Origin of the sequence: Arthrobacter sp. Hiyo1 (assembly GCF_001263615.2) — a bacterium.
GTDB lineage: Bacteria > Actinomycetota > Actinomycetes > Actinomycetales > Micrococcaceae > Arthrobacter.
Genome location: NZ_DF952468.1, coordinates 764,891 through 777,721, shown reverse-complemented (window position 1 = coordinate 777,721; position 12,831 = coordinate 764,891). Strand labels below are relative to the sequence as shown.

The following is a 12,831-nucleotide window of genomic DNA, read 5'->3' as shown; positions in this document are numbered from 1 at the left end:
AAAATCGCCACCATGAGGGACAACAGGTTTCGGGTTTCACGCCTGGTCGCCCGGTGGCTCGGTTGAATCCCGTGGTCGAGCTGGAGCCACAGGCCCGCCCCCAGTCCGAGCACGGCTCCGGCCAGGGCCATGACGGCTGAGGGGTCGCCGACGTACAGGACCAAGAGGAGCGCCAAGGACACAGCGGTCGCCCTCAGGCGCCTGCGCCACAGGGTCGGGAGAAGGCCGCTGGCCGCCATCGAGACGAAGAGGGTTGCCGGAAGCGGCCCGGAAGTCCTGGCGTCCATCATCCGCCCCAGCCAGCCATCGTCGGCGTAGGCTGCCAACTGGACCACCAACAGAAAAGCGGTGACCGTGGCAAACTGTCCGCCAAAGAAGCCCGCCGCCGTGCGGAACCACCCCAGCTTGCGCTCTGCAGAGCCCAACAGCACGACAAACAACAACGAGCTCATCGTGTAATCGAGGGGGTTGGCTGCAAAGAACATCGACGTCCAGATGGACCACCAGTCCCCCGACTTCAATCCTCCGCCGCTCACGCTTGAAAGGTGCCGCAAGACGTCGGGGCCGTACCCGAGATCTGAGTCGAAGATCGCGGGAGTGAGAAGGTACAGGGCGAGCACAATCACGGTGAACGGGATTGCCCCGATGTGGGCAGCCACGTTGCCCAGGATGGCCCGGGCAAGCGTTGCCACCATCTTCCGAGCGGGTTTGCCTTCTTCGGGATCAGTCGTCTGGTCCTTGGATAACCGGGCTTCCTGGGTGCTCACTGGACGAGTCCCCAGCGAGGGGCCAGGAATTCCATGGCGGAAGGAAGCTCTTGCACGGCGACCGCCCACGAATGGCCGGCTCCGGAAACTGAAGCGTGCCGGATTTCGAAGCCGGAGGTGCGGGCGGCCGCCGCAAGCTCGGTGGCGTAGCCGACGAATTCGCCGTCCGAGGCCCCGACGGCGAAGAAGCCCGCAAGCCCGTCGTAGCTTCGCTGTTTCATCAGGTTCAACGGTGTCAGGGCGTCGAAGGCCGTAGAGTCGCCGCCAAATGCGGTCTGGATGGTCCGCCGGCGGTCCGGGCCAAGTGAAGGCTCCCGCTCTCCCGAGAACGCGATGAACGAAGGATAGATTTCGGGATGCAGCGTAGTCATCTGCACGGCACACGTTGCGCCGAAGGAGAACCCGCCGACCGTCCACTTCCTTGGGTCGGCCGAAACCTCGAGCGTCGAATTGATCCAACGCGGAACATCGATCGCTAGGTAGGTATCCGCACGTGCGATCCGGCTATCCATACACATCGTGTTTGCGGTATCGGAACCGTTGGGATCGACCACCACGACGACGGGCGCCACGCCTCCGTGCCGGGCGGCGAAAGTATTCATGGCCGGTTCAAGGAGACCGCCGGTCAGCCAGTCGGCGGGACGTCCGGGTTGGCCCGCAAAGAGCACCAGAACCGGTAGTTGGCTGCGGTCAGCGGATTGGTAGGCCGGCGGCAGGTAGATGAAAGCATCCTGGGCCGTGAATCCGGATTCGATTCCGGGGATCGACGCCCTGCGGACAAGTCCCCCCTCAGGCAGCGACACCGGGAGGGTTCGGGAAGAACCCCTTTTGAACCCCTCCTCAAGCTGTGGGATCCGGCCAACATTGTGACCGAAGAGATCAGCCGCCGTGTGGTTAAGCCCGAAGTAGCTGTTGATCTGAAACGCGGAGAGGAGCAGGACCGCGAAGAACGAGAACCCTGCGGCGCTCCTGCCGCGCCACGAGGAACCCGGAAGCCGAAAAAGGAAGAGGGCCAGCGCGGAAAAGGCAACCGTCGACCAAGCGAGGACATCGAAGGGGAGATCCTCCGGGAAGACGGTGAGGACGTTGACGAGTAGCCAATGAATGACCGCAACAACTCCACTTGCGGCGATAAGCGACACAACAATGGAAAGCAGCCAGCGCCGGTCCCATCGCAGGAGAAGGAATGCGCTCCCGGCAATTCCAGCGCCAAAGATGGTCCAATAGAAGGGACCATCAACAAGGCTCAGGTTGTACAGGAATTCCACTGTCCTCAGCGCCAGGTGCCGACGCCCACCACGGGGCCGGCCTCCAGCCAGGATGACAACCCGGCGTAGGCATCAAATCTCATTGCCAGCATGAACCGCTGGCCTTCGTGCTGGAGTTCGACGACCACGACGTCGGGCTGCAGCCTCGTCAGTTCTTCCTCCGTTGGCTTCCGGCGGCCCAAGAGTTCCAGGGAGCTGCGGCGGAAGCTGTGTCTTGGACGGAAGCTAAGGGAAAGCAGGCGGAACCACTCAAGCTCCGAGTCCTGATAACGACAAACCCCCATCCGCCAGCTGTTTCCAGCCGTGCAAATGGAGGCGTCGACCGTGCCCAGGGCGCGCCGCAGATTGAAGCGGCGCACCCCGACGAGGCACAGTGTAAAGATCAGCAACGCAAACGCCGTTGCCAAGGCGATGAACGGAATAGCAGAATCGTCCATCAAGGTCTTGCTATCGGATCCCCGCAGTAGCTGAATCGCCCAACTGGGCATTGTCAGCGACGATCACCACGCGGTTGTTGTCGACGGAGAAGAACCCGCCGTCCACAACTACTGCAAGGCGGTCTCCGGTAACCGGCTCGATGGCCAGCTCGCCCGCGGCCAGAATGGCGAGGAGCGGCGAGTGGCCCGGCAGGATCCCGATTTCACCATCGCTGGTACGGGCCTTGACCATCTTGGCCGCACCGGACCACACGAAGTGGTCCGCTGCGACAATCTCAACCTCGAGCTCAGCCATACTACTTGGTCTGTTCCTGGATCTTGGCCCACTGGCGCTCGACGTCATCCAGGCCGCCGACGTTGAAGAACGCCTGCTCTGCGATGTGGTCCAGCTCGCCGTCGCAAATCGCCGTGAAGCCTTCGACAGTGTCCTTGATGGACACGGTGGAGCCTTCGACGCCGGTGAACTGCTTGGCGGTGTAGGTGTTCTGGGACAGGAACTGCTGGATGCGGCGTGCACGCGACACGACGATCTTGTCTTCTTCGGACAGTTCGTCAACGCCGAGGATGGCGATGATGTCCTGGAGTTCCTTGTTCTTCTGCAGGATCTGCTTCACACGGACAGCCGTGTTGTAGTGGTCCTTGCCGATGTACTGCGGGTCCAGGATGCGGGAAGTCGACGTCAGCGGGTCAACGGCCGGGTACAGACCACGGGAGGCGATTTCACGGGAAAGTTCCGTGGTCGCGTCGAGGTGTGCGAAGGTCGTTGCCGGAGCCGGGTCGGTGTAGTCATCAGCCGGCACGTAGATAGCCTGCATCGACGTGATCGAGTGGCCCTTCGTCGAGGTGATGCGCTCCTGCAGGAGGCCCATCTCGTCAGCGAGGTTCGGCTGGTAACCAACTGCGGACGGCATGCGGCCGAGCAGGGTGGAGACCTCGGAGCCGGCCTGCGTGAAGCGGAAGATGTTGTCGATGAAGAGCAGCACGTCCTGGTTCTGCACATCGCGGAAGTACTCCGCCATAGTGAGCGCAGACAATGCCACACGCAGACGCGTTCCCGGCGGTTCGTCCATCTGGCCGAATACAAGGGCAGTGTCCTTGAGGACGCCTGCCTCTTCCATTTCAACCCAGAGATCGTTGCCTTCACGGGTACGCTCGCCAACGCCGGCGAATACCGAAGTACCACCGAAGTTGCGGGCCACACGGGTGATCATTTCCTGGATCAGAACGGTCTTGCCGACACCGGCGCCACCGAACAGACCGATCTTTCCACCCTTGATGTACGGGGTGAGAAGGTCGATGACCTTGATGCCGGTCTCGAGCATCTCCGTGGAGCCCTCGAGGGACGCGAAGGCCGGGGCCTTGCGGTGGATCGGCCAGTAAGCGTCCGCGTTGATCTCGGACTCGTCAACGTCCAGCGGCTTGCCGAGAACGTTGAAGATGTGGCCCTTGACGCCGTCGCCGACAGGCACGGAGATCGGGGAGCCGGAGTCCTGCACGGAGGTGCCGCGGACGAGTCCGTCGGTGGCCTGCAGGGAGATGGCACGGACGAGGTTGTCACCCAGGTGCTGGGAGGTCTCGAACGTGATGGTCTTGGTCTCACCGTTGAGGGTTACCTCGGTGGTGAGTGCGTTGTAGATCGACGGGATTGCGTCAGCCGGAAATTCGACGTCGACAACCGGGCCGATGACGCGGGCAATGCGGCCGGTGGCGCCGGCCGTTGCGGCTGCGTGCTCGGTAGCGGTGGCAGTCATCTCTCTCACTTCACTCAGTAGATGGCGTGGGGTTAAGTTTATCTATTTGGTGCAGGTGCAGCTTGCGCCGAACCATGCACCGGCAACTACGCGCTCAGGGCGTCGGCGCCGGCCACGATTTCGGAAAGCTCCTGCGTGATCTCAGCCTGGCGGGCCGTGTTGCGCAGACGCGTGTACTTCTTGATCAGTTCGGTCGCATTGTCGCCTGCCGACTTCATGGCGCGCTGGCGGGCGGCGAGCTCGGAAGCCGCTGCCTGCAACATTGCCGCGAAGATGCGGGACTCGATGTAACGCGGAAGAAGAGCGTCAAGCACCTGCTCCGACTCCGGTTCGAACTCGTACAGCGGCAGAAGCTCGGACTCGCTGACTGCCTGCTCTTCGACCTCGAGCGGCAGCAGACGGACAACCGTGGGCTCCTGCGTCACCATCGACTTGAAGCGGGTGTAAACGACGTGGATCTCATCCACGCCACCCTCAGCGAAGTCGTTGGCGAACTCTTCGAGAAGAGCGGCGCCGACTTCCTTGGCAGTCTCGAATTCCGGTGCGTCCGTTCCGCCGGTCCACACGCGGGAGTACGAACGGCTGCGGAAGTCGAAGTATGCCTGGGCCTTGCGGCCAACCAGGTAGGTCTTGACTTCCTTGCCCTCTGCCCGGAGAAGCTCGTTGAGACCTTCAGCCTTCTTGAGCACGCTTGCGGAGTAAGAACCAGCCAGGCCACGGTCCGAGGTGATGACCAGGACGGCGGCACGGCGGATCTGCTCCGGCTCGGTGACTAGCGGGTGATCGATTTCGCTCTGGCTTGCGACAGCAGAAACAGCACGGGTAATCGCGTTTGCGTAGGGCGTCGAAGCTGCAACGCGGGCGCGGGCCTTACCGATGCGCGAGGTAGCGATCAGTTCCATCGCCTTAAAGATCTTGCGCATCGACGTCGTCGAGCTGATCTTCTGGCGGTAGACCCGGATCTGGGCTCCCATACATTTCCTTTCCTAAGATCCCGATGGATCAGCGGCTAAGGCTTTGGCGAAGGTACCGGGCCTGCGGATTCCGCAGACCCGGTAACCAATGCTCTAGCGCTTCTGCTTGACGATCTTTTCCTGGTCGACTTCGCCACCGGAAATCGCTTCGTGCTCTTCGTGGCCGGCGCCAACCAAGCGGTTGTCGCCCTCCCCGAAGAAGCCCTTCTTGAAGTCGATGATCGAGGACTTCAGCGCTTCAGCGGTGTCGTCGTCCAGGACGTTGGTCTGCGCCAGCGTGGTCAGGATGGAGGACTTGTGCTTGAGGTGCTCCAGGAACTCGGACTCGAAACGGCTGACATCCTCAACCGGAACGTCGTCCAAGTAGCCCTTCGTACCGGCCCAGATGGAGACAACCTGGTCCTCGACCGGGAACGGCGAGTACTGGCCCTGCTTGAGCAGTTCCATCAGGCGGGCACCACGGGTCAGCTGCTGGCGTGAAGCCGCGTCGAGGTCGGACGCGAACATCGCGAAGGCCTGCATGTCGCGGTACTGCGCCAGGTCCAGCTTCAAGGTACCGGAGACCTTCTTCATGGACTTGACCTGTGCCGCACCACCAACACGGGACACGGACACGCCGACGTCAACAGCGGGGCGCTGGTTGGCGTTGAACAGGTCCGACTGCAGGAAGATCTGGCCGTCGGTGATGGAGATGACGTTGGTCGGGATGTAGGCCGAGACGTCGTTCGCCTTGGTTTCCACGATCGGAAGACCGGTCATCGAGCCTGCGCCGAGCTCATCGGAGAGCTTGGCACAACGCTCCAGCAGACGGGAGTGCAAGTAGAAAACGTCACCCGGGTACGCTTCGCGTCCCGGCGGGCGGCGGAGCAGCAGGGACACTGCACGGTAGGCTTCGGCCTGCTTCGACAGGTCGTCGAAGATCACCAGGACGTGCTTGCCGCCGTACATCCAGTGCTGGCCGATGGCCGAGCCGGCGTACGGAGCCAAGTACTTGAAGCCTGCGGGGTCGGATGCCGGGGAAGCCACGATGGTGGTGTATTCCAGCGCGCCGTGGTCTTCCAGGGTCTGGCGCACAGCGGCAATGGTGGAAGCCTTCTGGCCGACACCGACGTAAACGCAGCGCACCTGCTTGCTGACATCGCCCGAAGCCCAGTTGGCCTTCTGGTTGATGATGGTGTCGACGGCGATGGCGGTCTTGCCCGTCTGGCGGTCACCGATGATCAGCTGGCGCTGGCCACGGCCGATCGGAATCATGGCGTCGATTGCCTTGAGACCGGTCTGCATGGGCTCGTGAACCGACTTACGCTGGGTCACGCCCGGAGCCTGGAGTTCCAGGGCACGGGTGGTCTCGGCCTTGATCTCGCCGAGGTCGTCGATCGGCTGGCCCAAGGGGTCAACTACGCGGCCAAGGAAGGCGTCGCCTACCGGGACGGACAGGATTTCACCGGTGCGGTGGACTTCCTGGCCTTCTTCGATACCGGTGAAGTCACCGAGGATGATGACGCCGATTTCGCGGACGTCGAGGTTCTGGGCCAAGCCCAGGGTGCCGTCTTCGAAGCGAAGCAGCTCGTTCGCCATGACCGAGGGAAGGCCCTCAACACGGGCGATGCCGTCACTTGCGGCGGTCACGCGGCCGACCTCTACGCGCTCTGCGTTTCCGGGTTCGTAGGACGCCGCGAACTCGTTCAACGCATTACGGACGTCGTCGGCGTTGATGGTCAATTCGGCCATCTGCAGTCCCTGCTCTCCTGTTTTCGTGATCATCGTTGCTCACGATGACCGGTGTTTGTATCAGTTAAGTTGTGCTTGTCTGGCTAGCCAGCGAGTTGCCGGCGGAGTTCGGACAGGCGGGCTACGACGGAAGCGTCAACCACTTCGTCTGCCACCTGGACCCGGATTCCACCGATCAGAGTTGGATCAACGCTGACGTTGACCTTCAGCTCGCGGCCGTAGAGGGCATCAAGCCCGGCCTGCAGACGGCTGGCCTGCGCATCCGTCAACGGACGGGTAACGCGGACAGTTGCGATCCAGCGCTGCTGGCGCTTGGCTGCAAGCTTGGCGAAATTGTCGATGAGCTTGCTCGCTTGACGCCGCGCGGCTGCGATACGGCCTGGGCGATGAGGAGCTGGGCTTCCGGGCTTGCGCCAGGAACCAACTTCTCCGCCAGGCTGATCTTGGCCGCGGCACTTGCCTGCGACTCTCCCAGGGCACGTTGTACCTCGTGGCTGGAAGCAACGGTCTGGTTGAAAGCAAACAGATCGTTTTCCAGCTCTTCCAGCCCCGTGATTCCGGAGGCAGAAACGGCCGACTTGTTCTCAGCCACGGCGATGACCACCGTGGCGGCAAGAGTCTCGAGTGCATCGCCGATATCGCGTGCCGATGCCCAGCGTGAGCTGGCCAATCCACTCGCGATTTCCGCAGCATCAGCGGAGACTTTCCCGCCAACCAGCTGCTTGACCAGCGCCGACTTTTCTTCTCCGCTGCGGGAGGGGTCAGTCAGGGCGCGGCGCAAGCCAGCCGAGCTGTCCACCGTTCCCAGGATTCCGAAGAGGTCCTTAGCCAACTGCAGCGAGGCCGTCGGAAGCGTGGCTTCCAACTGCTCCAGCGCCTTGGTCAGCGATTCGCTCGATACACCTGCCATTACTTAGCTGCACCTGCGCTCTGGGTCTCCAGATCTGCAAGGAAGCGGTCCACCACGCGGGCGGCACGCTCGTCATCGCTGAGCGATTCGCCAACGATGCGCTCTGCCAAAGTCGTGGCAAGGGTGCCCACCTCGAACGCAGGGAGACAACAGCTGCCTGGCGCTCCGATTCGATCTGGGCGTACGCCTGCTCAGTGATGCGAGCCGACTCGGCTGCTGCCTTGGTCTTCAGCTCCGCGAGGATCTGGGCACCTTCGGCTCGAGCTTCTTCGCGGATGCGGTTGGCTTCGGCGCGGGCATCGTGGAGCTGCTGCTTGTACTCTTCGAGAGCTGCAGAAGCTTCGGCCTGGGCCTTTTCAGCTTGGCAATGCCGCCCTCAATCGCCTCTGCGCGCTCGGCAAAGGTCTTCTCGAACATCGGGACAACAAACTTGACCACGATGTACAAGAGGACCACGAAGCCGGCGAAGACGACGCCCATTTCCCAGAGATTGGGAACGAGCGGATTAGCCGACTCGGCGGCACCTTGAGCGGCGGCTGAGATGATCTGCTGATTCATGTTTCACCCGTCCTTATCTACTCGGTTCTGAATGTTCGCTTGGTTCTTAGCGGTTTACTTGAGAACGAAAGCGAAGACCAGGCCGAGGATGGCGAGGGCTTCCGTCAGAGCCAGACCAAGGAACGCGATCGGCTGGAGCACGCGCTGGGCTTCCGGCTGACGTGCAACACCGTTGATGTAAGCAGCAAATACGAGACCCACACCGATACCACCGCCGATTGCGGAGAGACCGTAGCCAATGAGGTTAAGGGAGCCGTTGATGTCGCCGTTCATTGTATTCCTTTCAAGATGCCGCAGTCGCGGCAGGTTGTTTGGTTTGCTTCAACCCCCGAAGGGGAAGATTGAGGGGTTGTGCCTAGTGGCTGTCGGCGTGGAGCGCGCCTTCGATGTAGATCGCAGTCAGAAGGGTGAAGACGTATGCCTGAAGCACCATGATCAAGGCTTCGAGCATGTACATGGCGACGGCGCCAACAAGTACCAGCACGGATGCGCCTTTGAGAAGGACGTTCTCCTGCATGACAAGGAACTCAATACCGGAGCCGGCGATCATCACGATGAGGTGTCCGGCCATCATGGTGGCGAAGAGACGGAGGCTGTGCGTCACGGGCCGGACCAGGAAGTTGGAGATGATTTCGATCGGTACGACGATCGGCAGGATGTACCAAGGAACTCCGGAAGGAACCGTGGCCAGCTTGAAGTACTTCAGGCCGTTCTTCCTGATGCCGATGCCGATCCAGGTGACGTACACGACTGCGGCCAGCACATAGGCCCCGCCGACGTGCGAGAAGCTCGGAAGCTGGATCACGGGAATGGCGCCGTAGATGTTGTTCACCAGGATGAAGAAGAACAAGGAGAACAGAAGCGGCACGAACTTCATGAAGTCGCGGCCGCCGATAATGTCCTTGGCGATGCTGTTGCGGACGAAGCCGTAGGCCATCTCGCCTGCGAACTGCAGTTTGCCGGGAACCAACTGCTGCTTGCGTGCAGCAGCAATGAAGAATGTGGCGATAAGAACCACCGACAGGATCACCAGCAACATCTGCTTGGAGAAGCCATCGCTCGCACCCCACGGCAGGATAGCCGGCAGGTGCATTTGGTCGATTCCGGGAGGAGTGAAGGTCCCTGAATCCTGGGCCGGGAGCGCAAGCGCGATCAACGCGTTTCCTCTCTGCAGTGTCCATCATTGGGCGTTGTTGAGGATCCGGCCGCGTTTCTTGCAGCCATTTCCCGTGTGAAATTATTTGGCATTACTGTTCCCGTCCTGGGACGGACCACTGTCTGCTTTGCTTCCACCGGAAGACGAGCGATGACTTGTGAGGCCGTGCATATGGGAAAGATAGAACCCTCCTGCGGCTCCAAGCAGAGCGCCAAGGAGCACAATCCAGCGAGTCCCCCACAGATTATCCAGACCCCAGCCTATCAAACTCCAGACTATGATTCCGCCAACAATGTAGCTGAAGACGGCTATGCCGGCGTTGTATCCGCCGTCGCTTCCGTCGCTCACTTGCTCAGCGGAATCGCCGGTTTTTGGGGCATTGAGCGTAGCGGAGCGTCGCTTGTTCCTAGGAGTGAACATCGTCGCCCCCTTTGCCCGCTGCGGGGTCGTTGTAGATCTGGAGCCGGGCCTTGCTGAAGCCGTAGATTTCGGCGGCTTGCCACGAGACAACCGTGACGACGGCGCCGATCACGAACCAGCGTCCGTGCAGCCAGGCGGGCGCTCCCAAGACGAAGAGCACCACCGCGAAGCCGACCACCTTGACAAAGTAGCTGGCAACGAACAGGCCGACCGCGCCGGAGGGGTTATCCCGGCCGACGAAATGGCCGATCAGGAGGCTGATAGCAAAAAATGCCATCACGATCGCCCCGCCGAATGCGGCAGAGAGTACCCCTACGCCACCGTTCATGACCGCCGCAACAGCCGACGTTGCCGCGAGGGCCGCCACCGCCGTCGTCGAGCTGAGGAAAAGAAGCCGCAGCCACAGCGAAGACATGGAGCGGGGGGGCAGCAACGCCGCTCGAGTCGGACTGCTGTCCGCCGGCGTTGGAGGTCATGGGGATGCCAATCGTCGTGGCAAGAATGCCAAATTCTCAAAAGGGTGGGTGCGCGGGCGAGTGACTGTCCGCCCTAGAATTCTACATGAGATAGAACTGTGATGTTAACGCCCTCGTCACACATCGTCTACTGGGCAGCGCGCCCTTTTCGGACAAAGTAGGGCCAGGCCGTCACCCCGGCCATGATCAATGCGGCCACGATGTCGACCGTGAGGACCATCTGCCAGGGGAAGATGGCGAACGCGAGGCCTCCGAACGCCAGAATGCAGGTCCACACGTACATCATGAGCACCGCCGTGCGGTGGGTGTGGCCGAGCTCGATGAGCTTGTGGTGCAAGTGACCGCGATCCGCAGACCATGGCGATTGGCCGCGAGCTGTCCGCCGCAACACCGCCAAGCCGAGGTCCAGCAACGGCAGCGACAAAATCGCGAACGGCAGCAGGATGGGCACGATGGTCGGAATACCGTTGGCGCGGTCGTAGAGTCCGGAACTGATCTGGCCCGTGGACACCACACCGGCCGAGGCCATCACGAGGCCCAGAAGCATGGCGCCGGAGTCGCCCATGAAGATTTTGGCCGGGAACCAGTTATGCGGCAGGAATCCGATGCAACAACCGACGATGATGGCCATCAGCAGCGCCGCCAGATCCGAGCGGTCCGTCAGCGTTGCATTGCGGTGGACCCAATACGCCGTCAGGAAGAACGCAACCCCGCCGATCGCGGCGACGCCGGCCGCGAGGCCATCGAGGCCATCGATGAAATTGACGGCGTTCATGGTGGTCACGATGAGGAGCGCAGTCAGGACAATCCGTAGCGGTTCCGCCTCGATCCGGATGGGTTCCGGGACAAAAGGAATCACGGACATCTGCACGCCCCAGACCGCAACGATCGTACCCGCCGTGCATTGACCGATCAGCTTGACCCACCAGCGGATGTCCATCACGTCGTCGGCAACACCGACCGCGACGATCACCAAGCACCCGCCAGGATTCCCCACGGCGCACCGTTTCCGTGGAAGATGTCCTTCACGAAGAACGAATTGCTGGCTACCACGAGGGCCACGGCGAAGCCTGCGAAGAGTCCCAGGCCTCCGAGCCTGGAAATCGGGACTGAGTGCATATCCCGGCTGCGGATGGGGGCGAAAAGCCGGAGTTTGTTACCCATCTGGCGGGCTACCCACGTAGCGAGATACGACACGACGGCAGCCGTGAGCATCATGAGCGAATACATGATCACGTGGCGGCTCCTGTTGGCGGTGGTGGTGGATTATGTCCCTGGCGACTAGCTGCCGGCACAACACCTGCAACACCTCTGCGCACCGCCGAATATTGCTGTACTACAGTTGGACTCTGTCAAGATACTAGCGTCAACGGCGGCTTTGCTCCGTTTCACGCGCCCCTAGGGCGAGCCGGGAGGACCCTCCCCGCGAGTGCCCGGAAGGAACCCTACATGACTGTCTCCGTTGCCGTAGCGGCTGTGACCTTTGACCGCCCCGGAGAGCTAGCAGTCTTGCTCGACGCCATCAACAAGCAGTCCATGCCCGTGGACACCATTTGCCTCGTGGACAGCGGAACCATTCCTTCGCGGGAGCTTGCGTCAAGCCATCCAAAAGTGGACTACGTCCGCTCGGAGGCGAACCTGGGCGGCGCGGGCGGCTTCGCCCTCGCAATCCTCAAGGCGGTCGCCAGCGGCGCCGAATGGGTCTGGATCATGGACGACGACGCCGAACCCGGCGATCCTGCCTGTCTTGAAACCCTGGTTCGCGAAGCAGAGGCCCGCGGACTCGACGCCGTCGTGCCGCTCGTCGTTGCGCCCGGCCACCCGGACAAGCTCTCCTTCTTCTTCCGCATCGACGGCAAGGTGACCCACGAACGCGCCGAAGTCGAGAAGGCGGGGTTCCTGCCCGACGTCGGGCACTTCTTCAACGGCGCGCTCATCCGTTCCAATGTGTTCTTCAAAGTGGGAGTGCCGGATATCCGGCTGTTCATCCGGGGCGACGAGGTGGACTTCATGATCCGCCTCAGGAAAGCGGGAATCCGCTTCGGTACCGTCGCGACGGCCTGGATCAGCCACCCGCACGCGTTTTCCGAGACAAAGCACGTCTTCGCGCGCGCTGGCACGTGATCGTGCCGGATTCGGCGTTCAAGCGATACTTCTACTACCGCAACCGCGGCTACTTGATCCGCCGCTACCGCCGCGGAAAATCCCTGGTGGCCGACGTCGGAGGCTACTTGGGCTACTTCCTCCCCCGGGGTGACTTCCGCGGGCTCGCCGAATGGTTCCGGGCGTTCTCCGCCGGCTTGCGGGACAAGGGCTTTGGCCCCCTGGAGGACCAGAAGTTCTAGCGGTCCTGCCGGGCGCTTCGGTTCAGGCGCTGTTCCTG

At 61.9% G+C, this 12,831-nt stretch carries 12 protein-coding genes and 4 pseudogenes; 1 reads left to right on the top strand and 15 read right to left on the bottom strand.

Features of this window, described 5'->3' with window-relative positions; all coding sequences use genetic code 11:
• The 15 genes and pseudogenes from AHiyo1_RS03400 to AHiyo1_RS27830 all read right to left on the bottom strand — a co-directional run.
• Positions 1 to 767: pseudogene (locus tag AHiyo1_RS03400) on the bottom strand (hypothetical protein); the annotation flags it as partial.
• Positions 764 to 2,035 carry an alpha/beta hydrolase gene (locus AHiyo1_RS03395; protein WP_059387618.1) on the bottom strand — a complete coding sequence of 424 codons (1,272 nt, stop codon included), beginning with the start codon at positions 2,033 to 2,035 and terminating at the stop codon, positions 764 to 766. The pseudogene AHiyo1_RS03400 and the gene AHiyo1_RS03395, both read right to left, overlap by 4 nt.
• A 5-nt stretch (positions 2,036 to 2,040) precedes the next feature.
• Positions 2,041 to 2,472 (bottom strand): DUF2550 domain-containing protein, encoded by a 432-nt coding sequence (locus AHiyo1_RS03390; protein WP_059387617.1) that lies wholly within the window; start codon positions 2,470 to 2,472, stop codon positions 2,041 to 2,043.
• Positions 2,473 to 2,482: 10 nt separating this feature from the next.
• Complete coding sequence (locus tag AHiyo1_RS03385) at positions 2,483 to 2,767, bottom strand: F0F1 ATP synthase subunit epsilon (protein WP_059387616.1); 285 nt, start codon at positions 2,765 to 2,767, stop codon at positions 2,483 to 2,485.
• A 1-nt stretch (position 2,768) separates the two neighbouring features.
• Positions 2,769 to 4,223, bottom strand: coding sequence for a F0F1 ATP synthase subunit beta (gene atpD / locus AHiyo1_RS03380; protein ID WP_059387615.1), 1,455 nt, complete (start codon positions 4,221 to 4,223; stop codon positions 2,769 to 2,771).
• An 86-nt stretch (positions 4,224 to 4,309) separates the two neighbouring features.
• A complete protein-coding gene (locus tag AHiyo1_RS03375; RefSeq protein WP_059387614.1) occupies positions 4,310 to 5,197 on the bottom strand; it encodes a F0F1 ATP synthase subunit gamma in 888 nt (295 codons plus the stop codon).
• A gap of 93 nt (positions 5,198 to 5,290) precedes the next feature.
• Entirely contained in the window at positions 5,291 to 6,928 is a 1,638-nt protein-coding gene (atpA, locus tag AHiyo1_RS03370) for a F0F1 ATP synthase subunit alpha (RefSeq protein ID WP_059387613.1), read from the bottom strand.
• A gap of 83 nt (positions 6,929 to 7,011) precedes the next feature.
• Positions 7,012 to 7,838: pseudogene (locus AHiyo1_RS03365) on the bottom strand (F0F1 ATP synthase subunit delta).
• Positions 7,838 to 8,396, bottom strand: a pseudogene (locus AHiyo1_RS03360) (F0F1 ATP synthase subunit B). Before AHiyo1_RS03360 ends, AHiyo1_RS03365 begins: the two co-directional pseudogenes overlap by 1 nt.
• A 54-nt stretch (positions 8,397 to 8,450) precedes the next feature.
• Positions 8,451 to 8,669 (bottom strand): ATP synthase F0 subunit C, encoded by a 219-nt coding sequence (gene atpE / locus AHiyo1_RS03355; protein WP_028264751.1) that lies wholly within the window; start codon positions 8,667 to 8,669, stop codon positions 8,451 to 8,453.
• An 82-nt stretch (positions 8,670 to 8,751) separates the two neighbouring features.
• Entirely contained in the window at positions 8,752 to 9,552 is an 801-nt protein-coding gene (gene atpB, locus AHiyo1_RS03350; RefSeq protein WP_059387612.1) for a F0F1 ATP synthase subunit A, read from the bottom strand.
• Positions 9,553 to 9,633: 81 nt separating this feature from the next.
• Entirely contained in the window at positions 9,634 to 9,972 is a 339-nt protein-coding gene (locus AHiyo1_RS26135; protein ID WP_084784335.1) for a hypothetical protein, read from the bottom strand.
• Positions 9,959 to 10,405, bottom strand: coding sequence for a hypothetical protein (locus tag AHiyo1_RS03340; RefSeq protein ID WP_059387611.1), 447 nt, complete (start codon positions 10,403 to 10,405; stop codon positions 9,959 to 9,961). Before AHiyo1_RS03340 ends, AHiyo1_RS26135 begins: the two co-directional genes overlap by 14 nt.
• Before the next feature lie 170 nt (positions 10,406 to 10,575).
• On the bottom strand, positions 10,576 to 11,421 hold the full coding sequence (locus tag AHiyo1_RS03335) for an MraY family glycosyltransferase (protein WP_340639284.1): 846 nt from the start codon (positions 11,419 to 11,421) through the stop codon (positions 10,576 to 10,578).
• Positions 11,418 to 11,684: a hypothetical protein gene (locus tag AHiyo1_RS27830; RefSeq protein WP_340639275.1), complete on the bottom strand. Its 267-nt coding sequence runs from the start codon at positions 11,682 to 11,684 to the stop codon at positions 11,418 to 11,420. The genes AHiyo1_RS03335 and AHiyo1_RS27830 overlap by 4 nt, the downstream gene beginning before the upstream one ends.
• 213 nt (positions 11,685 to 11,897) lie before the next feature.
• On the opposite strand from AHiyo1_RS27830, the pseudogene AHiyo1_RS03330 reads away from it, so the two are divergent.
• Positions 11,898 to 12,793, top strand: a pseudogene (locus tag AHiyo1_RS03330) (glycosyltransferase).
• The last annotated feature ends 38 nt before the right edge of the window (positions 12,794 to 12,831 follow it).

Bases quoted from the DNA above. Each gene is read 5' to 3' on its own strand.
- AHiyo1_RS03390 (WP_059387617.1), bottom strand. From the start codon at position 2,472: ATGGACGATTCTGCTATTCCGTTCATCGCCTTGGCAACGGCGTTTGCG.
- AHiyo1_RS03375 (WP_059387614.1), bottom strand. From the start codon at position 5,197: ATGGGAGCCCAGATCCGGGTCTACCGCCAGAAGATCAGCTCGACGACG.
- AHiyo1_RS03385 (WP_059387616.1), bottom strand. From the start codon at position 2,767: ATGGCTGAGCTCGAGGTTGAGATTGTCGCAGCGGACCACTTCGTGTGG.
- atpE (WP_028264751.1), bottom strand. From the start codon at position 8,669: ATGAACGGCGACATCAACGGCTCCCTTAACCTCATTGGCTACGGTCTC.
- AHiyo1_RS26135 (WP_084784335.1), bottom strand. From the start codon at position 9,972: ATGTTCACTCCTAGGAACAAGCGACGCTCCGCTACGCTCAATGCCCCA.
- atpA (WP_059387613.1), bottom strand. From the start codon at position 6,928: ATGGCCGAATTGACCATCAACGCCGACGACGTCCGTAATGCGTTGAAC.
- atpD (WP_059387615.1), bottom strand. From the start codon at position 4,223: ATGACTGCCACCGCTACCGAGCACGCAGCCGCAACGGCCGGCGCCACC.